Source organism: Paenibacillus sp. FSL P2-0089 (genome assembly GCF_038595095.1).
Lineage (GTDB): Bacteria > Bacillota > Bacilli > Paenibacillales > Paenibacillaceae > Paenibacillus_AQ > Paenibacillus_AQ silagei.
In genome coordinates this window covers 6,709,237-6,732,227 of the sequence record NZ_CP152006.1, presented here as the reverse complement: position 1 = coordinate 6,732,227, position 22,991 = coordinate 6,709,237, and the positions used below count along the sequence as shown (strand labels likewise).

22 protein-coding genes are annotated in these 22,991 nt (G+C 50.5%); all 22 read left to right on the top strand.

Annotated elements, in window-relative coordinates:
• Position 1: 1 nt before the first annotated feature.
• On the top strand, positions 2–724 hold the full coding sequence (locus NST69_RS28670) for a response regulator transcription factor (RefSeq protein WP_036699238.1): 723 nt from the start codon (positions 2–4) through the stop codon (positions 722–724).
• Between the two features lie 251 nt (positions 725–975).
• A complete protein-coding gene (locus NST69_RS28665; protein WP_342547759.1) occupies positions 976–1,419 on the top strand; it encodes a hypothetical protein in 444 nt (147 codons plus the stop codon).
• Between the two features lie 93 nt (positions 1,420–1,512).
• Positions 1,513–3,738 carry a helicase-related protein gene (locus NST69_RS28660; RefSeq protein WP_342547758.1) on the top strand — a complete coding sequence of 742 codons (2,226 nt, stop codon included), beginning with the start codon at positions 1,513–1,515 and terminating at the stop codon, positions 3,736–3,738.
• Positions 3,739–3,853: 115 nt separating this feature from the next.
• Positions 3,854–4,705 (top strand): ComF family protein, encoded by an 852-nt coding sequence (locus NST69_RS28655; RefSeq protein ID WP_342547757.1) that lies wholly within the window; start codon positions 3,854–3,856, stop codon positions 4,703–4,705.
• 141 nt (positions 4,706–4,846) lie between these two features.
• Positions 4,847–5,254 (top strand): TIGR03826 family flagellar region protein, encoded by a 408-nt coding sequence (locus tag NST69_RS28650; protein WP_340994714.1) that lies wholly within the window; start codon positions 4,847–4,849, stop codon positions 5,252–5,254.
• A gap of 105 nt (positions 5,255–5,359) precedes the next feature.
• Positions 5,360–5,647 carry a flagellar biosynthesis anti-sigma factor FlgM gene (gene flgM / locus NST69_RS28645; RefSeq protein ID WP_036694667.1) on the top strand — a complete coding sequence of 96 codons (288 nt, stop codon included), beginning with the start codon at positions 5,360–5,362 and terminating at the stop codon, positions 5,645–5,647.
• 12 nt (positions 5,648–5,659) lie between these two features.
• Positions 5,660–6,160, top strand: a complete 501-nt coding sequence (locus NST69_RS28640; RefSeq protein WP_076080047.1) for a flagellar protein FlgN — start codon at positions 5,660–5,662, stop codon at positions 6,158–6,160.
• A gap of 57 nt (positions 6,161–6,217) precedes the next feature.
• The gene (gene flgK, locus NST69_RS28635; RefSeq protein WP_342547756.1) at positions 6,218–7,813 is read left to right on the top strand and encodes a flagellar hook-associated protein FlgK; all 1,596 of its coding nucleotides are present in this window, start codon (positions 6,218–6,220) and stop codon (positions 7,811–7,813) included.
• Between the two features lie 12 nt (positions 7,814–7,825).
• Entirely contained in the window at positions 7,826–8,743 is a 918-nt protein-coding gene (gene flgL / locus NST69_RS28630; RefSeq protein WP_341166806.1) for a flagellar hook-associated protein FlgL, read from the top strand.
• An 18-nt stretch (positions 8,744–8,761) separates the two neighbouring features.
• Positions 8,762–9,325, top strand: coding sequence for a DUF6470 family protein (locus NST69_RS28625; RefSeq protein WP_342547755.1), 564 nt, complete (start codon positions 8,762–8,764; stop codon positions 9,323–9,325).
• An 85-nt stretch (positions 9,326–9,410) separates the two neighbouring features.
• Positions 9,411–9,857 carry a flagellar assembly protein FliW gene (locus NST69_RS28620; protein WP_342547754.1) on the top strand — a complete coding sequence of 149 codons (447 nt, stop codon included), beginning with the start codon at positions 9,411–9,413 and terminating at the stop codon, positions 9,855–9,857.
• Position 9,858: 1 nt separating this feature from the next.
• Positions 9,859–10,095, top strand: a complete 237-nt coding sequence (gene csrA / locus NST69_RS28615) for a carbon storage regulator CsrA (protein WP_342547753.1) — start codon at positions 9,859–9,861, stop codon at positions 10,093–10,095.
• A 256-nt stretch (positions 10,096–10,351) separates the two neighbouring features.
• Positions 10,352–12,145, top strand: coding sequence for a flagellin (locus tag NST69_RS28610; RefSeq protein ID WP_342547752.1), 1,794 nt, complete (start codon positions 10,352–10,354; stop codon positions 12,143–12,145).
• A 203-nt stretch (positions 12,146–12,348) separates the two neighbouring features.
• Complete coding sequence (locus NST69_RS28605; protein WP_342547751.1) at positions 12,349–12,741, top strand: flagellar protein FlaG; 393 nt, start codon at positions 12,349–12,351, stop codon at positions 12,739–12,741.
• 16 nt (positions 12,742–12,757) lie between these two features.
• A complete protein-coding gene (gene fliD / locus NST69_RS28600; protein WP_342547750.1) occupies positions 12,758–14,641 on the top strand; it encodes a flagellar filament capping protein FliD in 1,884 nt (627 codons plus the stop codon).
• Positions 14,642–14,669: 28 nt separating this feature from the next.
• Positions 14,670–15,062, top strand: a complete 393-nt coding sequence (fliS, locus tag NST69_RS28595; RefSeq protein ID WP_076080054.1) for a flagellar export chaperone FliS — start codon at positions 14,670–14,672, stop codon at positions 15,060–15,062.
• Positions 15,055–15,390 carry a flagellar protein FliT gene (locus NST69_RS28590; protein ID WP_342547749.1) on the top strand — a complete coding sequence of 112 codons (336 nt, stop codon included), beginning with the start codon at positions 15,055–15,057 and terminating at the stop codon, positions 15,388–15,390. The genes fliS and NST69_RS28590 overlap by 8 nt, the downstream gene beginning before the upstream one ends.
• A 240-nt stretch (positions 15,391–15,630) precedes the next feature.
• Entirely contained in the window at positions 15,631–15,828 is a 198-nt protein-coding gene (locus NST69_RS28585) for a cold shock domain-containing protein (protein ID WP_036721237.1), read from the top strand.
• Between the two features lie 423 nt (positions 15,829–16,251).
• Positions 16,252–17,688, top strand: coding sequence for an S-layer homology domain-containing protein (locus NST69_RS28580; RefSeq protein ID WP_342547747.1), 1,437 nt, complete (start codon positions 16,252–16,254; stop codon positions 17,686–17,688).
• A gap of 224 nt (positions 17,689–17,912) precedes the next feature.
• Positions 17,913–18,470: a ribosome-associated translation inhibitor RaiA gene (raiA, locus tag NST69_RS28575; RefSeq protein WP_036721235.1), complete on the top strand. Its 558-nt coding sequence runs from the start codon at positions 17,913–17,915 to the stop codon at positions 18,468–18,470.
• 308 nt (positions 18,471–18,778) lie between these two features.
• Positions 18,779–21,283 carry a preprotein translocase subunit SecA gene (secA, locus tag NST69_RS28570; protein ID WP_342547745.1) on the top strand — a complete coding sequence of 835 codons (2,505 nt, stop codon included), beginning with the start codon at positions 18,779–18,781 and terminating at the stop codon, positions 21,281–21,283.
• A gap of 544 nt (positions 21,284–21,827) precedes the next feature.
• A protein-coding gene (gene prfB / locus NST69_RS28565) for a peptide chain release factor 2 (RefSeq protein ID WP_245367888.1) occupies positions 21,828–22,962 on the top strand; the annotation gives its coding sequence in 2 pieces (ribosomal slippage) (positions 21,828–21,920 and positions 21,922–22,962; 1,134 coding nt in all).
• The last annotated feature ends 29 nt before the right edge of the window (positions 22,963–22,991 follow it).

Sequence of the window (22,991 nt, the reverse complement as noted above, 5' to 3'; positions counted from 1 at the left end):
GATGGAGAACCAAAACTCTGGCAAAGCGCCCATTAAAGTTCTTTTGGCCGATGATCATCAATTGTTTCGTGAAGGGCTTAAACGTATTTTGAATATGGAGGATGACATCGAGGTCATTGGCGAATGCGGGGACGGCATCCAGGTGCTTGAATTCTGCAACGGCAATAAGCCGGATATCGTGCTGATGGATATCAATATGCCGATTGAGAACGGCGTGGAGGCTACGCAAAAGCTCCGTGAAATGTTCCCGGATGTCAAAGTGATTATCCTCTCGATTCATGATGATGAAAGCTATGTGTTTGAGACGCTGCGCAAGGGGGCGAACGGGTATCTGCTGAAGGATATGGAGGCCGAGTCGCTGATTAATGCGATCCGCTCTGTATGCGAGGGACATGCTTTTATCCATCCGAAGGTGACCGGCAAGCTGATTAATCAGCTGCGGCGCATGACGTACCTTAACGAGACTGGCGCTATGGCCGAGACGGCCGTGAAGGAAGCCGGTGTCAAATTCGTTGCAGGCGATAACAATCCGCTGACCCGCCGCGAGGCAGAGGTATTGCGGTTGATGGCGGAGGGCAAGAGTAACAAGATGATTGGGGAATATCTGTTTATCAGTGAGAAGACGGTCAAAAACCATGTCAGCAGTATTCTGCAAAAGATGGAAGTGGACGACCGTACGCAGGCTGTAATTAATTCTATCAAATACGGCTGGGTAACTTTATAGCTTCCCTCATAAACTTTTAACTGAGCGTTTTGGAGAATCCTAATGATCCTTATAAACGGTACATAACTTGTATGCAGCTGAGAGCTGCAGCCATAGTATTGTTTCAGTCCGCACTCTATTCGAATTTTGCAAAATGCTAACTTAAATATGTACCCTAAGTTGAACTGGCGGGTGGGCTCCCGCGCTAATGGGCTGTCACCGTCCTTTTATCACCGGCATATAGTGTGGGTATAAGAGGGAGGTGCATCTTCATGATCGCCCAGTTAATCTGGATTATCTCTATTTATGCATCCGCAGCAGCCCTTGTTCAACTCCTGCATCATCGGGAAGAGACCCGGGCAGCAGCACGGACTGGTAAGCGGCTTCACTATATTCTGATTACCCGTAATCATGAGGCCGTGGTGGAGTGGTATCTCAGGGTTTTTGCAGTGTATGCTTGCTGGATCGGCAGGCCCCTGCAGATCACCTTGGTGGATGACGGTTCAGAAGACAGGACCATGGCGGTAGCCTCACGGATGGCTTATCATAACTCTTCTATTGAATTTGCACCTGCGGTGCCGTTCTTCGGCCTCGCGGATAGGGCAGAACTCCGTCAGGGGGTTACGGTAGACCTGCGGGGGCAGGAGCCGCTGCTGCCGCTGCGGATGATGCGGTTGCCGGGAAGCGGGAAATTCCCATCCAAGCCCGGCGAATGACAGCTAAATATGTAAGTTACGGGTGAAGCACACTCTCCAGGAATGGGGCGGTGTGCTTTTTGGCGTGCTCTAAAAGATAAGGAGGCGATGAGAATGAAGGTGGCTGTGTATGTGGTGGCGCAGGGCGGACAGTGGCAGGCCCGGATTTCATTGAATCTGGCGGTGGATGAATTATGGTGGGCGGGTGAGGCGGAGGGGCTGGGAGGGTGGGGAGGGCGCTGGGTAGTAGGGGGAGGTCAAGTGGCAAACGGGGAAAGCCAAGCGGCGGAACGAAAAGGTCAGCGGGCAGACCAGAGAAGACAATCGGCAGACCGGGTTGTGCTGCTCTCAAGGTCACTGCCGCTGGGCTGGGCGGTGAAGCTGGCAGCAGCCTGCCAGTTCACAAACCAGATGCAGCGCTGGGATGAGGCAGCCTGGAGGAAATATGCCGCAGCTCTCTTGAAGGCGGAGATCCGGGCGGAGCGGGCTGCTGGAGGGGCACGGGGCGCAGGGTGGCCTTTTGAGGAGGTTCAGGTGTATAAGCTGCCGGAGGACAGGGGATGGAGTGGGCGTGGGGAATTCAAGGGGATCTGGGGGCATGAGCGGAGGGAGGGCTGGAACGGGGAGCGGAAGGTGGGGGGAGGTGAGCTGAGGGTTGGAGAGGGATGTGATTGGGGGGAGCCGGGGAGCGAGTGGGCGAGTGGGAGGAACAGCGGCGGGACGGAGGAGAGGGAGAATGAATGGGGGAGTACGAGGGAGAGTTGGCGAGACAATGAACGGGTTATCGAGCGGGGAAGTAGGAGGGAGAACTGGCGAGGGAACGAACAGGTGAGCTTACGGAGGAAAGAGCTCGAGGTACTTGCAGCGGGTGCTGACCGGCTGGTTGCTTCGCTGGACGGGTGCTCTCTGCTTCAGGGTGAAGCAGAGGCACTGGTGGCCGAGCAGCTTCCGGAGCTGGCGGAGAATTGGCGGGCTGCGGCGCAGCTCGCCTATCTCCAGGGACGGCTGCAACTGGAAGCCGCCGTCCAGGGCAAGGCGGGTGCGCGGCTAGGCCTGCGCCGCCGCGAAGTGCCGCGCTGCCTGCGCTGCGGCAGCGTGCCCACGGGCCGCACGGCCTGCGCCGCGTGCGGCCTTGCCGGCTGCGCCTATTGCGAGGCTTGCCTCGCACTGGGGCGCAGCCGGGCTTGCGCGCTGCTGCTGCGCAGCGCACCGCTGCCGGCCGTGCGCTGCACGGCCGGCGTGTCCCCCACCGTAGCGGCACGCCGGTGGGGGCTTAGCGCAGCGCAGGCGGCGGCCGCCGCTGCTGCGCTGGGGTTCCTGGCGGAGCCGCGCAAGCGCTCCGCCGCAAGAGGCCCAGAGCGGTTCCTACTCTGGGCAGTGACGGGCGCGGGGAAGACGGAGATGGTCTTCCCGCTCCTGGAGGCGGCGCTCGCGGCCGGAGGCCGGGCGCTGATCGCCACGCCGCGGCGCGACGTCGTGCTGGAGCTTGCGCCGCGCCTGGCCAGAGCCTTCCCGGCGGATGTCCCTGCCGTGCTGTACGGAGGCAGCGAGGACCGCTTGCGCCGCAGCCGGATCACCCTGGCGACCACGCACCAGCTGCTGCGGTTTCACCAGGCCTTCGATCTGGTCATCATCGATGAGATCGATGCGTTTCCCTATCACAACGATCCTATGCTGGACTATGCTGCAAGGCAGGTCTGCAAGCCCGGCGGACGATTCATCCTACTCTCCGCCACGCCGCCTGCGGAGCTTCAGCGTCATGCCCGCTCCGGCAGATTGCCGAATGCGAGGGTCCCGGTCCGTTTTCACGGCCACCCCTTGCCGGTTCCGCGCCATATCCGGATGCCGCCGCTTCATCGTTGCCTGAAGCAGGGCAGAATTCCGGCAGGACTGCGTTCAGCACTGCAGCGGTCCCTTGACCGTAAGGCGCAGATCTTCCTCTTTGTCTCACGAATTGTCCACATTGAGGGACTGCTGCAGCTTCTGCGGCGGATGTTTCCCGGGATTTCGATTGAGGGAACCTCCTCTCAAGATCCGGGCAGGGCAGAGAAGGTGCTTAAGTTCCGGGATTGCACCATTTCCCTGCTGGTAACGACAACGATTCTGGAGCGTGGGGTTACGGTACCGCATAGTGATGTATTTATTCTGGATGCAGACAGCGGACTATTCGATGAGGCAGCCTTGGTGCAGATGGCGGGCCGGGCGGGCCGCTCCAAGGATGATCCGGCAGGCAACGTCATTTTCGCTTCAGCAGAGTGGAGCCGCTCACAGCGAGCCGCCATATCACAGATCCGCAGTATGAATGCAATCGCCCGCAGACAGGGATATCTCAAGTCTTAATGATTTTGTGAGGATTCCTTGGAAATAGCTGTGAATGCCCGGCTCCCCTCATTTTGAATGCTATACATGCTGAACTTTTGATCTCCACACACCATATTTTACAAGGAGGATTACCATGCGCTCCCTAATCGCGCCTTCGCAGCCGGAATGTCTGTTTTGCGGCCGCAGAGGCTGCCCTTCCCCTGAATGGCCTGAGATCTGCCTGCACTGCCAGAGCAGCATTCCATGGATACGTGTTCCCCGGTGCCAGACCTGCGGGCGTCATGTAGGCTGTCCCGATTGCAGCCGGAGCCATGCACTCATACCAATTGTGTGCAACCGGAGTGCAGTAGCCTACACCAGTGAAATGCGTGAAATATTAGGCCAGTATAAATACAGAGGGAATGAGCGGCTCGCACCCCTGCTCGGTCTGATGCTGGACAGGGCATACGCGCTGCTGCAACAAGAACAGAGTGGACAACAACTAAATGAAGCGCTACAAAGCAACTTTTTTAGTAAACCATTCCCTATATGGCATTCAAAGCTTCGTATGCGTTCTAACCTATGGCAAGCCGATTTGCTGGTCCCTGTGCCTGTGAGCGCTGTCCGCCTGTCCGAGCGGGGCTTCAATCAGGCGGAGCGGCTGGCGGAAGTAGTATCCCTGCGCAGAGGAATCCCTCAGCTCCCGCTGCTGGTCCGCACCCATCACACTGCCAAGCAGAGCTTCAAAAGCAGAAGGGAGCGGCTGGCCGATATGAAGCATGCTTTTGCCGGGACTACAGATTCGGCGGTTCTGCAAAGTCTGAATGAACACCTGCATTCCCGAGCGTCGCACAAGCTTGAACAGCACCCTCTGCAAATCATCATTGTCGATGATATCTACACTACCGGAAGTACGATTCGTGCCTGTGCGGAAGCTCTTCAGCAGCTCTGCCGCAGCCTGAATTGCCCTGCTGAGATCTACTCTCTGACCTGGGCGCGTTCCTAGCAGCTGCCGCTGCTCCAGAATTCAATAAAACCGCTTCCCTGACCGATACTAAACATAGACGGATCTTCGGCGATCATGTAATCTTAGTAGCATAAGCGATTCATGAGTTGTGCAGAATGATAGAAGGGAGCCGCGGTAGATATGAATGTAGACAATTGTCCGAGATGCGGCCGGTTATATGTCAAGAACCTGATGAACCTGTGCCAGCCCTGCATCAAAGAGCTAGAGCATGAATATGAAATCTGTGTAGAATACTTACGCAAAAATAGAGGCACCAACATACAGGAACTGTCTGATGCCACCGATATTTCCATCAAGGAAATCACACGTTTTATTCGGGAGGGACGGATTTCCATAGCCAATGCGCCCAATATGATGTACCCTTGCGAGGTATGCGGAACCCTGATCCGGGAAGGGCATATGTGTGACAGCTGCCGCAGCCGTCTGACCAAGGACCTGGCCAATGCGGCTAAGGATAATGCAGACTCAAGCGCTCCCAAGAAGGCTCAGGATGGCGCTTACCGCGCGGTGGACAAGTTCCGCAACTAAACAATTCTGCAAAAAAACGCTTGCAGCTATAAAGAATGTTTCAACAGGGGCCGATAAACTTAGTAAAGATTATCGGCTTTTTTATTACAGAAGGAAGGTGAAGTTATGAAAATTAACGATGCCGGACGAATCAATGCGATTAATCCATACCAGCGAAGTGCGGAATCGCAAAGGCAGGAACAGATGAAGAAGAGTACACGCAAGGATGAGGTATCGATTTCGGATGAGGCCATCAAGCTGCTTCAGGCACAGAAGAGCGGGAAGATTGACACTGAACGTGCGAACAAGATCGAGAGCCTGAAACAGCAAGTATCCGCAGGTACCTACCAGGTTGACGCAGCCAAGCTCGCCGAGACACTCGCCCCCTACTTTAAGCAATCCTCCGAGAATTAGGTGAAAACACCCATGGCACTTACAACATTATTAGAATTGCTTGAGCGGCTGGACGAGGCGCATGTGCAGATGCTGGATCTGGCCGCAGTCAAGAAACAGACCATTATGGACAACAAGGTAGAGGGTCTTATTGATATCCTGAACCGCGAGTCCAAGCTGATGAAGGTGATCGGACAGCTGGAAGAACGGCGTGCAGAAGCGGCTTTCGAGTTTTTGCAGGGGGTTGGAATCCGTTCCAATCTGAATCTGAATCTTACCGAGCTGTCCCGCCTTGTCTTTGATCCCGATGACAAATCGCGCCTGCTGCAGATTCAGCAGAAGCTGTCCGGCACATTGCAGCAATTAAAAAAGGCCAATGAGCTGAACCAGAAGCTGATTGAGCAGTCGCTTACCTTTATAGATTATTCCCTGGATTTGCTGGTCGGAAGACCAAATCAGGAAATGACATACCATCATCCGTCCGACAAGGGCAGCAGTGTGACTCGGCCGGGGCTTTTTGATGCCCGTGGATAATCAGGTTATCCGCTGAGCTGCGCCCACCGCAGCAATCACAAGGGAGGAACAAGTAGCATGACATCCACATTCCACTCCATCGAGACCGCAAGACGAAGCCTGTTTACCCAGACAGCGGCGCTTAACACCACCGGCCACAACATTGCCAACGCCAACACGGAGGGATACACCCGCCAGCGTGTGAATATGAAGGCAGCCATCCCGATTGAAGCCTATGGTATGAATAACTCGACGATGCCTGGGCAACTGGGAACAGGGGTTGAATTCAGTTCCATTGAGCGGATTCGTGAGATGTTCCTGGACGATCAGTTCCGCGGGGAGAACTCGGCAAGCGGGAACTGGAGCATTCAGTCGGATACCTTAGATAAGCTGGAAGCGATCGTGAATGAGCCTTCAGATACCGGTGTCCGTATCGTACTGGATAACTTCTGGAAATCCTGGTCGGACCTCAGTAAGAACCCGGAAGATCCCACAGCCCGCAAGATCGTCGTGCAGACAGCTCAGGCCCTCACGGATGCCATGAACTATATGAGTACTCAGCTCAGTAATCTGGACCGTGATCTAAGCACCAACATTGACGTTAAAGGAAAAGAGATCCAGAGCTACCTCAGCTCTATCGCTGACCTCAATCAATCCATCTCCAAGATAGAAGGCATGGGTGACAAAGCCAATGATCTGCGCGACCAGCGCGACCTGTTGACAGACAAGCTGTCCAAGATTGCGAATATCACCATTCTGGATACAGATGCCGGATATAACATCTCTCTGGGCACGCAGCCTCTAGTTCAAGGAGCAACCGTAACTGCGGCTGTGGACAGTACGTTTCTTAATACCGCTTTCGCCTCCGGTGATTTGAAGGCCGGTGAAGCTTATGGGATGCTTTTCTCCAAAAACACTTATGTAGCAGATTACAGGAAGCAGCTCGACACAATGGCCAATACCATAGCCAATGGTGAAGTGCAGGTGACCATACCGTCAGGCTCTAATCTGCCCGCAGGAACGACTGTGCTCAAGGATTCAGAGATCATTAATGCGGATGGCACCAAAACAACTCTTTCAGCAGGAAGCGCGGTACCTATCCCGTTGCCGGGTGATCTAAAAACAACAGTCAAAGGTCTGAATGGCCTCCACCAGCTGGGTTATGCATTGAATGGCACTTCGGGCAGGCCGTTCTTCACCTCTGCGGTAGCCGGGGAAGCGATCACTGCTGCCAATCTCAAGCTGAATCCGGAAATCGCTGCTGATCCCACGCTGTTTGCTACTTCCTTGCGGACTACTACAGACACCTCAGGTAATGTATCCGTAGTAAAAGGGAATAACACACTGGCACTGCTGTTCAGCAATATGAAGGATAACAATACTTTTGCTACAGCAGATGGCACTAAGACGGGTACAGTCGGGTCCTATCTCAGCTCCATGGTTGGACAATTGGGTATCCAATCCCAAGAGGCCACACGTCAGGCGAGTAACGCCGATTACCTGGTGGAGCAAGTCAATTCCCGCCGCCAATCCGTAAGCGGTGTGTCGCTGGATGAAGAAATGTCCAATATGCTCGTGTTCCAGCATGCCTACAGTGCTGCTGCGCGTTTCATGACCACCTATGATGAACTGCTTGATAAATTGATTAATTCTACCGGCACAGTCGGAAGATAAGGAGGCCATACCATGATCAGAGTCACCTCCAATATGATGAGCTCACAGCTGCTGCTTAACTTGAACCGCAATGCACGTACCATGAACGACACCCAGCTCCAGCTGGCCAGCGGCCGCAAAATCAACAAGCCCTCCGACGACCCGGTAGGCATCACCTATTCCCTCCGTTACCGCGCCGAGCTGTCCTCCAACGAGCAGTACACGAAGAACGTGGACAGCGCGCTGTCTTGGCTGGATTATAACGATACGGTATTGGGCCAGGCGGGGGATGTAATTCAACGTCTGCGGGATTTGACTGTACAAGCCTCTACCGGCAGTAATCCACAGTCCGCTCTGGACAGTATTAATGAAGAAGTGATGCAGCTCAAAGAACAGCTGGTGGATATAGCGAACAGTAAGCTGAATGGAAAGTATATTTTCAATGGTGAGCAGTACACCACGAAGCCTTATGATTTTGCCAAGGGAGCTGACGGCACCTATGACACCTCACAGGAGGTTATAACGGACGCCGGGCAAATTCAGTACATTGTCGGTGAAGGGGTTCAAATGCCGATCAATTTAACCGGAAATTCGGTATTTGGTAACACCGGTGAATCAGATAATATCTTTTCATTAATCAATAATCTTTCATCTGCCTTGAAGGCCGGGAATATCACAGGTATTTCCAGCCAGCTTGATAAAATCGATACCCGCACCGAGACGATTTTATCCGCACGTTCTGAAATTGGAGCCAAGACTAACCGCGTTGAGCTGATGCAGGACCGCTTAAGCGATCTGAACATTAACTTGACCGATCTTCAGGCTAAGACAGAGGATGCCGATTATGAAGGTCTGATCATGCAGTCGAAGATCCAGGAGAATATCTACAATGCCTCGCTGTCTGTGGGAGCGAAGATTATCTCTACAACCCTTGTAGATTTTATCCGATAACGGAGGTGGTTCTTGTTGATGCAGTCTATATTGCAAATTCGACAGACACCTGCGCGGATCGGTATTGATGCGGATCTTGGGTCATTCTCTATAACTCAACCTAAGGCAGACATCAATATCACGACAACACCCGGTGAGCTAAGCGTTCAATCTACACCTCCAGAGCTTAGCATTGACCAGACCAGGGCACGCGCCGCCTATAATGGGGGGAGTGTGCTGGATATGAACCGTAGAATCTACTCGGGAATTCAGCAGTTGTATCTTCAGGCCATTGCCCGCAGAGTCGAGCAAGGCACGCGTATGGCTGAATTTTTCAAGCCCGGTAACAGCATTGCTGAGATCTACGGAACAGATACCGAACCGAATTCTTTTCCAGAGCCTTGTGGCCCGGCGTCATATGATAATGTGGATTTGCGTTACGAAGCAAGGGCCCCAGAAATTAATTTCAGACCCGCCACAGTTGATATTCAGGTGGAAAGACACCGCCCGGAGACGGAATATACACGCGGCAAGCTTGATATTTATATGCAACAATATGCTTCTGTGCAGTTTATTCCACCGGAATTGAATGTGCAAATGTAATTGTAATAAGCTATGGATGTGCTCAAGGCACTTCTATAGCTTTTCTGTTATCTTACAACAGTCAGAATAATAAGGAGTGAATAACTTGATTATAGAAACGCTATCCATGGGTACACTTGAAGTTAGGGAGGATCAGGTGTTCCACTTCGCCAAAGGGATTCCAGGGTTTGATGAAGAAGCAGACTTTGCGCTTGTGGCTCTGGAGGAGTCTCCGTTTTGGGTATTGCAATCCGTTAAGGAGCGAGGCCATTCGTTTTTGCTTGCTGACCCTTTTACATTCTATCCTTCTTATGAATTTGAACTTCCGGATGATGAAGCAGAAGAACTCGGGATCGAATCTGATGTGGTTGTCCGCTGTATTGTTACTCTGAAGGAACAAGTAGAAGCTTCCACCATTAATTTGTTAGCACCTATTATCTTCAATCCTAGCGGATTGACCGGGAAGCAGATTGTAATACACCGCACCTCATATCATACTAAGCACAGTCTGCTGCAAGAGCAGTTAGTGACTGATGGAAAGGATGGGGGTTAATATGCTCGTACTGTCCCGCAAAAAAGGGGAGACCATCGTCATCCAGGATCAGATTGAACTCACGATTCTGAGTGTAGACGGCGACACCGTAAAAGTAGGGATCTCCGCACCGAAGCACGTGGATATCTTCCGCAAAGAGGTCTACTTATCGATACAGGAATCTAACCGTGAGTCAGTGGCGCCACAACCATCAGACTTGAATGCCTTGATACACCGTCTTCGCGGATCGAAATCTTAAGGTAGTCTTTTAAGAATAAAAAGATATATTTATGAACCTGAGTCCGCTTATGTGGCTCGGGTTTCTTTGTGACCGTTTTTTGTAATCATTGTAAAGAATCAAAAAAAAATTAAAAAAAGAAAAAAAGATCTAAACAGTTAGGGCCAAGCCGTCGATATATGTATTAGGCATTGAGCCGGCAGGGCGGCCGACCTTAATGGTTCAGTGCTTACCACATGGATGTGGAACTAACTCAATTTCAGGGAGGAAATATCAAATGATTATTAACCACAACGTACCGGCGTTGAACACTCACCGCCAATTGTCCATCAACACTGCCAACACGAACAAAAATATTGAGAAGCTGTCTTCCGGTCTTCGCATCAACCGTGCTGGTGACGATGCTGCCGGTCTGGCAATCTCCGAAAAAATGCGCGGTCAGATCCGCGGTCTGGATCAGGCTTCCCGTAATGCTCAAGATGGTATCTCTTTGATCCAGACAGCTGAAGGTGCTTTGAACGAAACTCACAGCATCCTGCAACGTCAACGCGAAATCGCGAACCAATCCGCGAACGGAACCAACACGGATTCCGACCGTCAAGCGCTGCAAGATGAAATGAACGCACTGACTTCCGAAATCAACCGTATCGGTAATACAACTGAGTTCAACACTCAGAAATTGTTGCAGGGTGATGGGAAAGCGAACCTTAAAGGCACTGGTGTTGCGGGAGTAGCAGGTAAACTTACAAGTGGAACAGATGCTTCGACCATTCAAGCTAAGGTTACTGACACTTTGGATGCAGACAACTTCGTTGATGGTGAAACTTTAAAGTACACTATTAACGGCGAAGAGCTTTCAATTAACTTTGCTGATGATGGTAATGCAACGGGGACAACAGCTGCTTACACTGCTGATTCTGCTAAAGCTAATTCTGCTACAGTAGCAATTGGTGGAGGAACTTTGGCTGGTACTAGCTTGGAGACCTCCGTTAAAGATGCATTGCAGGCAATGATTGACAAAAACGATACATTAAAAGGTAACTACAAAGTAACTACTGGTACGGCTGGACAAGTAATTATTGAAGCTGTTAAAGATGGTGCTTTTGATGGAGCAAAAGGTAATATTTCTACTGGTACAGCAAGTGCAACTGGTGCAACTGCTCCAGTAACAGTAGCAGTTGTAGGTAAAGATGTTGCAGCAACTGCATCTACTAAAGAACTCGACTTTGCTTCCTTAGTTGCTACTGCAGGTACTGCAGCAGAAAATGCGACAGCTACTGATGCTAACATCAAGAAATTGGTTGGAACTGGACTTACTATTAACGGTAAGCAAGTAGAATTCTACAACGCTAATGATGGTGCTTACAAAGGCGATGGTATCGGTGTAAACATCAGTACCGCTTTGGCATCAGATACAGCTGCTAATAAAGTAAATGAATTGGTAAAGAATATCGCAGCCCAATTGTCCAAGAATGTTGATGGTGTTGAGATTACTCAAAAAGCCACAACTGGTGCTGATGCACAGAAATTAGTTATCAGTGCCGCTGTTGCAGGTACAGCTGGCGATTCTATTGAAATTAAAGACGGCGGAGTACAAGAAGCCTTCAAAACTTCCTTCCAAATCGGTGCTAACACTGGCCAATCCATGAGCCTTGAAATTAAAGACATGCGTTCCAAAGCTCTGGGTATCACTGGTAAAGCTGGCGATGCTGGTTTCACAGCAACTAACACAGTTACTGACGGAACTAACGATGTGAAGGGCGAAGCTGCACTGAACATTGCTACCAAAGAAGGCGCGGCTGCGGCAATCGCAATTCTTGACAAAGCAACTGCTTCTGTATCCAGCGAACGTTCTAAGCTGGGTGCGACTCAGAACCGTCTGGAACACACTATCAACAACTTGGGAACAGCTTCCGAGAATCTGACGGCTGCTGAATCCCGTATCCGTGACGTTGATATGGCTAAAGAAATGATGCAACAAACGAAGAACAACATCCTTGCACAGGCTGCACAAGCTATGTTGGCTCAGGCTAACCAACAGCCACAAGGCGTTCTGCAATTGCTTCGTTAATTTCAAGTCATCCTCAAACATATTACATCTTCAAGCTCCGGGATTTTCCCGGAGCTTTTTTTGTCGCCCTAAGCTCTTACTTTTCCACGAAAACTCTATTAATACTTGATATTTCTATGTTTATCTTTGGTAAGTCCTAAATTATCCCTGAATGTAACCGATATATAAAGTATAAAAATGAGTGTTGGTGGAGGTCGGGGTTAATGAACGTACAGTTTTCGCTAACTGCTAGTACGACAGCAAGTGGACAGGGTAAGCCAGAGGCAGTACCGTCCAGTACCATTTCAGTGGCGCCTGTAGATCAAGCATCGGGCATCCGGGATGTTAAGGATATGAGCCTGAAGGAGAAACAGGGAGCGAGTGTGTCAGTAGGTGAGGAACAGCTGATCCGCACCATAGAACGGGCAGTGAAATCATTGCAGGGCCCCCAGACCACGCTGGAGATCAGCATCCACGAGAAGACACATGACATTATGGTGAAGGTTCTTAACAAAGATACTGGTGAGTTAATACGTGAAGTTCCCCGGGAGAAGACGCTGGATCTGGTGGCGAATATGATGGAGCTTGCTGGTATTCTTATAGACGAGAAGATTTAGTAGAGGAGGTGCTGTTTTGGTTACTCGGGTCAATGGATTCTCAGGTATGGATATCGATAGTATGGTGAAGAGTATGATGGCTGCCAAGCGGGTGCCGCTGGACAAGCTTAATCAGGACAAGCAGATCCTGCAATGGACGCGTGAGAGCTACCGGGAGATGAACAGTAAGCTATACGACTTCCGGACCAATAAACTAGTTACCAAATATGGCAGAGACGCAGCGCTGAATGCCCAGAAGGCTGTGCTGAGCGGTAATACTACCGCCCTTAAGGCAGAGGCGATGTCAACGGCAACTGGCCAGGAGATGACTGTTAAGGTCACAAAGCTGGCAACAAGAACTACATATGAGACATCCGGATTAGGACAAGGCATACCGGCTACGACCTCCTTGGCTGCACTTGATGGCGTTGACCTTGGAAGCATGCGAGGTCTGGATATGGAGGAATACCTGAAGAAGGGCTTCGACATCAGCATCAACGGCGAGACCTTCAAGGATAAGGAGGGGAAATCCCTATTCAACGGCATGACCTCGATCTCGACGCTGGTCGCAACGATTAATTCTTCTGAGAAGGCTAATGCGATCGCTAGTTATGATGAAATTACCGGAAAGCTGACCATCGCCTCCAAAACGGGCGGCAAAGATGGTGCGGTAACGATGGGTACCCCTGCCAGCAGCAACACTGTTCTTGGGTTATTCTCTACGAAGAAGGTAGCTGAGACTAATAAGGTTACAGGTGCTACCAATGATACTACATTGACGCAGCTTACGAACCAGCTTAATAATTCTGTTCTGACCGATGATGAAGTGAAGGACATTACATTTAGTATTAACGGCAAAGCGTTTACGTTCAAAGGTTCGGATACCATTAAGAATATTGTTGATAAGATAAATGCAGATACCGATGCCAAAGTGACAGCAGAATTTACTACGGATGGCACTTTGAAGCTAGTCGGGATAGTAGATAATCCTGGTAATCCGAAAGGGGCTGTCAATCTGAGTGGCAACTCCTACGGCTTCATGAAGCTCTTCAACGGGATGAAGTCAAACCCGTCAGATGACAATTCGATTACCAAGACTATCACAGGCGAGAATGGTAAAGTCAATATTAATAATGTGGATATTGATAATGTAACCAGCAATACGTTTACCATTAACGGCGTCCAGCTCACGTTGCTGGAGGTTACCAAAGCAGATGAGCCTGTCATCATCAAAACACAGACCGATTCTAGCAAAGCCGTTGAGTCCATCAAGAGCTTCGTTGAAGATTATAACAGCCTGATCCTAGCCCTAAATTCCAAGATTGACGAAGCCAAATATCGTGATTTCAGGCCGCTGACGGATGCGCAGAAGGCTGAAATGAAAGAGGCTGACGTCAAAACCTGGACCGAGAAGGCACAGAGCGGGTTGCTCAAGAACGATGATATTATCAAGTCCGTATTGTCTGAAATGCGCAGTATTATAAGTGATAAACTAGGGCCGTTAAGCACCCTAGGCATTACGACCGGGAATTATATGTCGAACGGCAAGCTTGTGATTAATGAGGAGAAGCTGAATACGGCGATCAATGCGAATCCGCAGCTCGCTATGGATCTGCTGCAAGGCCCTGCCAGTGCCCCCAAAGAGGGGATTTTCGACAAAATGGCTGACAAAATCACATCGACCATCGAGAAACTATCGGAGCGGGCAGGCACGAACAGATACTCCATGGATCTTACCAGTACGTTTAAGGAAGAAAGTGTGATGGGTAAGAAAATGAAGTTATACAACTCGCGGCTCAATGTCATGACCACGATGTTAAATAACACAGAGACCCGTTACTACAAACAATTCACCGCCATGGAAACCGCCATGAACAAGCTGCAATCCCAGTCCAACAGCCTATTCTCCACCGGCAAATAAGAACATTTCACAATAGAGGGTGACCAATTTGATTAAATCTCCTTATGATAAATACCGCCAGTCTTCTGTCCAGACTTCAACACCTGCGCAACTCGTGATTATGCTGTATGATGGGGCCATTCGCTTCGTGAAGACTGCGGTGGACGGGTTGAACAAGCAGGATTTGGAGAAGTCCAATTTGAACTTTGGCAAGGCTCAGACCATCATCAGTGAGTTGATGAGTACGTTGGATCACTCTATTGAAGTCTCGAAGGGACTCTACTCCCTTTACGAATATACGAACTACCTGTTAATTCAGGCCAACATCCAGAAGAACCCCGAGAAGGCTGAAGAAGCCATCGGCTACCTTACAGATCTCCGTGAGACCTGGCTACAGGCTTCCAAGCTGGCGGCCAGCCAGACTGAGATTGCGAATGGATGAGCTTATCCGTAACTTGGATCGGCTGACTGGGGAGATGATGGACCGGCTTCAGGATGCAACCTATGAGGAGCTTGAAGACTTCGTAGAGGAGCGGCAGAAGCTTGTCGATTCAATCACACAAGAGGTCGGAGTTTGTCCGGCAACTCCTGCACAAAAGCAGGAAATTAATCGTATTTTGTCACATGATAATGAATTGCTGGACCGGATGAACGCCCTCCGCCAGGAAGCCCAAGACTTCCTCCAGAAGCGCGGCCAAGCCAAAATCCAGCGCAATGCCTACGAGACGGCTTACACCCCGGATAGCTTCCTGATGGATCGCAAAAAATAAACAGAAAATAATAGATTTCTCCTGTTTCAATAGGGGAGTGGACGGGTATTTACAAGCGTCTGCTCCTTTTTTTGTAACTTATATTACCGAATTCTATCCATTCCTCATGCCGATTGTGCTCTGGTAAATTATTGAAAGTAATCATTTACTATTCCAATTGACAATAGAGAAGCTGCGGTGGTATAGTCGAATTGTGAGCAAGACTCACGTTCATCTGATGACGAAGGGAATGTTTAGTCAATGGAAGGTAAAGTTAAATGGTTTAACGCAGAAAAAGGTTATGGTTTTATCGAAACTTCCGATGGTGGCGACGTATTCGTACACTTTTCCGCGATTCAAACTGACGGTTTCAAGACTTTGGATGAAGGCCAATCCGTAGAGTTCGATATCGTTGAAGGCGCACGCGGACCACAAGCAGCTAACGTCATCAAATTATAATCATCCGGCGAAGCCGACCTACATATATGGTAGATGGTTAGCAATTGAGACAACGCTAGCGTTAGACCCTGGGTATCTTCCCCGGGTCTTTTTTATTGTGGCTGTAAATAACGATTACTGCCTGTTAGGGATAAGGTGTATATGGAGTTGAAGGTTTTGAGATCGCGAGGGAATTTTACATATTTCTAATAAATATCCTATATTCCGACTCGAAATGAGTCCGAAATTGGACACTTTGTAAAAATTAGTTACAGAAAAATGTTAACATCCTCCAGATTATGGGTAATAGAAACCGTTGGGCTTTTTTGTTGCCTAGTCTGCACTCTCATTATTGCTTAGGCGTATGCTTCCGAAAGATCTTTTGGTAAGAAGTCATGCAGTGAAGCCTATGCCCATCAAAATCACAGGAGGATGAACAAAAGAATGAAGAAATTGTGGCGTGGCCTTACGGCCGGAGTACTGGGAATTTCAATGCTGCTTGGATCACTGGGAAGTGTATCCGCAGCGCCTGCACCGAAGGATATTCAAGGACACTGGGCGCAAAAACAACTGCAGAGCTGGCTGGATAAAGGATACCTGGGTGGTTATCCTGACGGAACGGTTAAGCCGAATAAGGCAATTACCCGTGGTGAATATGTGGCACTGATAAATCGTCTGTTCGGGTTCACCGAAGCAGCTACTCTTAACTTCACGGATGTGAAGAAATCCAATTGGGTCTACAGTGAAGTGGCTAAAGCTGTGAAGGCCGGTTATATTGGCGGTTATGAGAATAATACCTTCCGGGCCAACAACCCGCTCACCCGGCAGGAAGCAGCAGTTATTGCTGCCAAGCTGCTTAAGCTGAGTACAAGCTCTACTCCGCTTAAGTTCAAGGATAATGCTCAGATCGCAGCTTGGGCCAAGGTGGCCGTAGCCTCAGCGGCTGAGAAGAAGATCATTAACGGTTATCCTGACGGAACCTTCGGTCCGAAGAAATCCCTTACCCGTGCCGAAGCGGTGGGAATTATAAGCAACTCAGTTGTGCATAAGCCGGCTACAGGCGGAGTAACGCCTACACCAGCACCGACAGCAACACCGGCTCCTTCTGCAACACCTGTGCCAAGCACCAGCCCAACAGCTACTCCAGCTCCTGGCGGCGGTAGTGGTGGCGGCACTGGCGGAGGCGGTAGCGTTACCTTGCCGTCTGTAAGCAACGTGACTTACGGCCATGTAGGTTCTGTTACCGCTGATGTATATGTTACGCCTTCTGTAACAGGAGCCGTGTATTATGTAGTTGCTCCATACAGCATGAACGTAACCGCACCAACTGCAGCACAAGTGAAAGACGGACTGATTAATGCTACAACAGCAGGCGTTCATTTCGGCCAAGTTGCGGCTACTGGCGGCACATCCGTTGCTTTCTCGGTGTATGGTCTGACTGCAAATACGGATTATACCGTTTACGTTGCCCTGGCTGACGCTTCTGGTAACTGGTCCGGCGTAACGCCGCTTCAATTGAAAACAGCACCAGGCAGCGCATGGTCGGTCGCTCAGGTTGGGATCACCAATGTAACAACGGCGACTGCCGATGTATATGCTTCTTACGGGCAGACGGGTACACCAGTAACCCCTCTGAAATATGTGGTGGTTAAGGCAACAGAAGCTGATCCAACGGCAATGCAGATTGCTAACGCACAGAACAGTACGGGTGCTACATTAATAGCGCCTTGGGCTGGTACTCTTACAGGTAATCCAGTTGTGAAACACAGCATTAACCTGACTGGACTCACTGCCAATACAGCGTATAAAGTCTTCTTTATCACGGATGCTAATGGTACCTTGTCACCTGTAGAGCTTCTGCGTATTCACACTAATCAGTAATCTTGATGAATGCAATCATTCATAATCCAGGCTTCACCGTGAAATAATACAGCAATCAGTATTCGGTCCGGCGAGGGCGGCTTTATGCTCGAGCCGGACCGTTTGTTGTTACGGCAGGTCTGTTACATCTATTGTTAGGTGAATGTAAAGTCTGTCATGATTTGTTTTTTACTTAGCCCTGACAATTTGCTATAATGGAAAAGTAAACAAAGGAGGAGTGCCTTATGAAATTCAGCATTCGAGGTCAACAAATTGAAGTGACCGACGCTTTGAGAGACTATGTTGATAAGAAGCTCAGCAGACTTGAGAAGTATTTCGAAGCACCCCCTACCTCTGAAGGATATGTGACGCTTGGCGTCGTTCGCGGCCTTCATACGGTGGAAGTGACAATTCCTCTAGCTGGTGTGACGCTTCGTGCGGAAGACCGCAGCGATGATATGTATGCATCCATCGATGCCGTAGTGGACAAGCTGGAACGTCAGATCCGCAAGCACAAGACTAAGCTTAATCGCAAGTTCCGTCAGGAAGGCAGCCTGAAGACCTTGTTCGTTGAAGGTTCGGGTAGCGCCGTAGCTGTTGAAGAGCAGGAACAGGATTATGATGATCTTGAGGTTGTGCGGAACAAACGGTTCACCTTGAAGCCTATGGATGTGGAAGAAGCGATTCTGCAAATGAACATGATTGGACATACGTTCTTCGTGTTCTCCAACATTGACACTTCCGAAGTTAGCGTAGTATACAAACGCGATGACGGGAAGTACGGTCTGATCGAGCAGAACTAACCTCTGGACCGGGAATTGTTGGAATAAGCAAGGGCTTCGGTTCAGCCTAACGTGGACAATTAGACGAGTCCCTATTCGCCTGAAGCGAATAGGGCTCTTGTGCGTATATATAGAAGTTTCATTAAAATGCCATCTTCTGTCCTCATGTAAGGGGATTATACAGAATAAGGTTAGGGCGGCTTGTATTGCGGCTTCTCTTACAAACTGTTACAATTTATGAAGCAGCGGAATCGAAATCATATATGGCCCTTTCAATCTATGAGGATGGGCTCGGTTCCACCATCTGTGTTGCATGAAAGGGGTTAACCATGCTAGGACTTGTTAAGAAAATATTTGGCGACACTAATGAACGGGATGTCAAACGTCTCATGAAGACGGTCGAAGTAATTAATGGGCTGGAGCCGGATTTCGTATCGCTTACGGATGAAGAGCTGCAGGCGAAGACAGCGGAATTCCGCGCCCGTATCGAGAAAGGTGAAACCCTGGAAGAGATTCTTCCTGAGGCCTTTGCTACCGTACGCGAAGCTTCCAAACGGACGCTGGGCATGCGGCATTTTGACGTTCAGCTGGTTGGGGGTATGGCGCTGCATGAAGGCCGGATCTCCGAGATGAAGACCGGGGAAGGCAAGACACTGGTTGGAACGCTGCCGGTGTATTTGAATGCGCTGCTGGGTAAAGGCGTGCATGTCGTCACCGTAAATGATTATCTGGCTCAGCGCGACAGTGCGCAAATGGGACAAATCTATAACTTTCTGGGCATGAGCGTTGGGGTCAACCTGAACGGCATGGACCATAATGATAAACAAGCGGCATATGCCTGCGATATTACGTACGGCACGAATAATGAATTCGGGTTCGACTATCTGCGCGACAACATGGTGCTCTATAAGGAACAGATGGTACAGCGCCCGCTCTACTTCTGTATTATTGACGAAGTCGATTCCATCCTTATTGATGAAGCGCGTACTCCTCTGATCATCTCCGGCCAGGCTGAGAAATCGACGGAGCTGTACTATGCAGCAGACCGTTTCGTGAAGAAGCTGACTGCCGAAGAGGATTACACCGTGGATATCAAGGTGAAGTCTGTAGCGCTTACGGAGAAGGGCGTGGCTACGGCTGAGCGTGCTTTTGGGATAGAGAATCTGTATGACCATAGCCATGTTACCTTGAACCATCATATTGTACAGGCCTTGAAGGCGAACGCTATTATGCGCCGGGATGTCGATTATGTGGTGAATGAAGACGAGGTTATGATCGTCGATGAGTTCACCGGCCGTCTGATGCAGGGACGTCGTTACAGCGACGGGCTGCACCAGGCGATTGAAGCGAAGGAAGAGATTGAAGTCCAGAATGAGAGTATGACGCTGGCTACTATCACCTTCCAGAACTACTTCCGGATGTACCGCAAGCTAGGCGGCATGACGGGTACTGCGAAGACGGAAGAAGAGGAATTCAAGAAGATCTATGGTCTTGAGGTTCTTCAGGTTCCTACGAATAAGCCGAATCAGCGTATTGATATGCCGGATGTGGTCTACAAAAGCGAGAACGGCAAGTTCAACGCTGTTGTCGCTGAAATTGTGGAACGCCACAAGAAGAATCAGCCGGTGCTGGTAGGTACGGTATCGATTGAGAACTCTGAACGCGTATCGGAAATGCTGAAGCGCAAGGGTGTAAGACACCAGGTGCTGAATGCGAAGCATCATGCTGCTGAAGCCGAAATTATCTCTTATGCCGGTCAGCCGGGAACCGTAACGATTGCCACGAACATGGCTGGACGCGGTACGGATATCGTACTGGGCGAAGGGGTAACCGATGTTGGCGGCCTGCATATTATTGGTACAGAACGCCATGAATCACGCCGGATTGATAACCAGCTTCGCGGCCGTGCCGGACGCCAGGGCGACCCGGGTTCGACACAGTTCTATCTGTCCCTAGGTGATGAGCTGATGAAGCGCTTCGGTGCGGACAATGTGCTGAACATGATGGACCGTCTAGGATTTGAGGAAGATCAGCCGATCGAGAGCCGTATGATCACCAAGGCTGTTGAATCTGCCCAGAAGCGGGTAGAAGGCAATAACTTCGACATCCGCAAAGTCGTATTGCAATACGATGACGTCATGAACCAGCAGCGTGAGATTATCTACAAGCAGCGCCGCGAAATTCTGGAGTCGGACAATATCAAAGACATCGTAGTGGAAATGATCAAGCCGGTTATCGACCGTATTGTGAATGCACACTGCAGTGACGATATCCCGGAGAACTGGGAGCTGCAAGAGGTTGCGGATTATGTGAACAGCAAGCTTTTGGAAGAAAATGAGCTGACCCGCGATGATCTGTGGGGCAAAGAAGTAGAGGAAATGATTGAATTCATCTTCGCCCGTGTACTTGAGAAGTATGCTGCACGTGAAGAACGTCTTGGCTCCGAGCTGGTACGTGAATTCGAGAAGGTCATTGTGCTTCGTTCCGTAGACAGCAAATGGATGGATCATATCGACGCCATGGATCAGCTTCGTCAGGGGATTCACCTCCGTGCTTACGGCGGTACCGATCCGCTGCGCGAATACCAATTCGAGGGCTTCGAGATGTTCAACGCTATGACAGCGAACATTCAGGAGGAAGTGGCGACCTACATTATGAAGGCGCACATCGAGACGAATCAGGAGCGCCAATCGGTAGTGGAGGAAGACAAGATCTCCACCAACGCAGAGCCTGCTGAGAAGCGTCCGGTGCATGTGGAATCCACGGTTGGCCGTAACGATCCATGCCCATGCGGCAGCGGCAAGAAGTATAAGAACTGCCACGGCCAGGCGTAAGGTAAACAGAATTACGGCCGGATCTGAGAGGTCAATTCACTCTCACTGGAACGGCGTAATCCAGGAGTCAAGGCCGGTTCTGGTAGTGCACGGTGAAATAATGAGCAGGCGTTAAGCTGCGAATACCTTTCACCATAACGCACTTGCGGTTTTGTTCACCGGTACTTAGGTTATAATGACAATAAAAAGCGGCTGGGCCCGGGGGACTCCCCGTTTGCGGCCCGGCTGCTTTTTTGGGCTTGAAGTGGTTTGGGACGCACAACTGTGCGGCAGGTGGGAGCGTTCAGATGTTTTATGGCTGAGGTGGAAGTAACGGAGGGGAAGTTTGGAACTGTAGGAGCGGTAGCGTCCGCCTTTGTGCCCGGATTTTATCCGCTATGCGGTATAATCAATAAATCTGGGCACAACAGCGGCCGAAAGTCCAAACATTCCCCGCAGTTACGGCGTACACCGGGCCATGGGGCGGATGAAGCGAAGAGTCAGTCGCGTAAGTACCTGTCCATGCCAGTAAGCCCAAACCGGCAGCCCGGCGCAATATTCAATTATGAAAGGTGATGTGATCCAATTGATCGATCCTAATGTGAAGCAGGACCTGCGTGAAATGGGCAAGAAATTAACCAACCTTAGGGGGTCACTTTGACTTAGACCTGAAGCTGGAGATGATAGCGAACTTCGAAGAGAAGATGGCGGCTCCCGGGTTCTGGGATGATCCCGATCAGGCGCAGAGCGTGATTGGCGAGATGAATGCCGTGAAGTCGGTGGTTGATCAATTTGAGAAGCTCCAGCAGGATTATGACGATGCTGCCATGATGGCGGAGCTGGCCGATGAGGAAGGCGACGACGCACTGGCCGGGGAGATCGCCGGAACGATCCGCAGTATAAGTGCCCGAGTGGATGAGTTCGAGCTGCAGCTGCTGCTCAATCAGCCGTACGATAAGCTGAATGCCATTCTGGAGCTCCATCCGGGGGCAGGCGGTACCGAGTCTCAGGACTGGGGCCAAATGCTGCTGCGCATGTACACACGCTGGGCGGAGAAGCGGGGCTTCAAGGTAGATGTGCTGGATTATCTGCCGGGCGATGAAGCGGGAATCAAGAGTGTAACTTTGTTAATTAAGGGCCACAATGTATATGGGTACCTCAAGGCAGAGAAGGGCGTGCACCGGCTGGTGCGCATTTCGCCTTTTGACTCCTCTGGCAGACGGCATACCTCCTTCGTATCCTGCGATGTGGTACCGGAGATTGCTGACGACGTCGAGGTGGATATCCGTACGGAAGACCTGAAGATTGATACGTACCGGGCCAGTGGCGCGGGCGGTCAGCACATCAATACTACCGACTCAGCGGTGCGGATTACGCATATGCCAACCGGCGTGGTGGTCACCTGTCAGAATGAGCGTTCACAGATCAAGAACCGGGAGCAGGCGATGAAGATGCTGCGTTCCAAGCTCTATGAGCGTAAAATTCAGGAGCAGCAGGCACATCTGGACGAGATCCGCGGGGAACAATCCGAGATTGCCTGGGGCAGCCAGATTCGTTCCTACGTATTCCATCCTTACAGCATGGTGAAGGATCACCGCACTTCTGTAGAGACAGGCAATGTTGGAGCGGTAATGGACGGCGATCTGGACGGGTTCATTGACGGGTATCTGCGGAGCCAGATCAAGACGGAAGCTGAATAAAAGTAATCAAATTCCTACGCGTCTTCGGA

What these genes read in the sequence shown, in the direction of transcription:
- NST69_RS28670 (WP_036699238.1), top strand. Translation starts at nt 2, where the DNA reads ATGGAGAACCAAAACTCTGGCAAAGCGCCCATTAAAGTTCTTTTGGCC.
- NST69_RS28665 (WP_342547759.1), top strand. Translation starts at nt 976, where the DNA reads ATGATCGCCCAGTTAATCTGGATTATCTCTATTTATGCATCCGCAGCA.
- NST69_RS28660 (WP_342547758.1), top strand. Translation starts at nt 1,513, where the DNA reads ATGAAGGTGGCTGTGTATGTGGTGGCGCAGGGCGGACAGTGGCAGGCC.
- NST69_RS28655 (WP_342547757.1), top strand. Translation starts at nt 3,854, where the DNA reads ATGCGCTCCCTAATCGCGCCTTCGCAGCCGGAATGTCTGTTTTGCGGC.
- NST69_RS28650 (WP_340994714.1), top strand. Translation starts at nt 4,847, where the DNA reads ATGAATGTAGACAATTGTCCGAGATGCGGCCGGTTATATGTCAAGAAC.
- flgM (WP_036694667.1), top strand. Translation starts at nt 5,360, where the DNA reads ATGAAAATTAACGATGCCGGACGAATCAATGCGATTAATCCATACCAG.
- NST69_RS28640 (WP_076080047.1), top strand. Translation starts at nt 5,660, where the DNA reads ATGGCACTTACAACATTATTAGAATTGCTTGAGCGGCTGGACGAGGCG.
- flgK (WP_342547756.1), top strand. Translation starts at nt 6,218, where the DNA reads ATGACATCCACATTCCACTCCATCGAGACCGCAAGACGAAGCCTGTTT.
- flgL (WP_341166806.1), top strand. Translation starts at nt 7,826, where the DNA reads ATGATCAGAGTCACCTCCAATATGATGAGCTCACAGCTGCTGCTTAAC.
- NST69_RS28625 (WP_342547755.1), top strand. Translation starts at nt 8,762, where the DNA reads ATGCAGTCTATATTGCAAATTCGACAGACACCTGCGCGGATCGGTATT.
- csrA (WP_342547753.1), top strand. Translation starts at nt 9,859, where the DNA reads ATGCTCGTACTGTCCCGCAAAAAAGGGGAGACCATCGTCATCCAGGAT.
- NST69_RS28610 (WP_342547752.1), top strand. Translation starts at nt 10,352, where the DNA reads ATGATTATTAACCACAACGTACCGGCGTTGAACACTCACCGCCAATTG.
- NST69_RS28605 (WP_342547751.1), top strand. Translation starts at nt 12,349, where the DNA reads ATGAACGTACAGTTTTCGCTAACTGCTAGTACGACAGCAAGTGGACAG.
- NST69_RS28590 (WP_342547749.1), top strand. Translation starts at nt 15,055, where the DNA reads ATGGATGAGCTTATCCGTAACTTGGATCGGCTGACTGGGGAGATGATG.
- NST69_RS28585 (WP_036721237.1), top strand. Translation starts at nt 15,631, where the DNA reads ATGGAAGGTAAAGTTAAATGGTTTAACGCAGAAAAAGGTTATGGTTTT.
- NST69_RS28580 (WP_342547747.1), top strand. Translation starts at nt 16,252, where the DNA reads ATGAAGAAATTGTGGCGTGGCCTTACGGCCGGAGTACTGGGAATTTCA.
- raiA (WP_036721235.1), top strand. Translation starts at nt 17,913, where the DNA reads ATGAAATTCAGCATTCGAGGTCAACAAATTGAAGTGACCGACGCTTTG.
- secA (WP_342547745.1), top strand. Translation starts at nt 18,779, where the DNA reads ATGCTAGGACTTGTTAAGAAAATATTTGGCGACACTAATGAACGGGAT.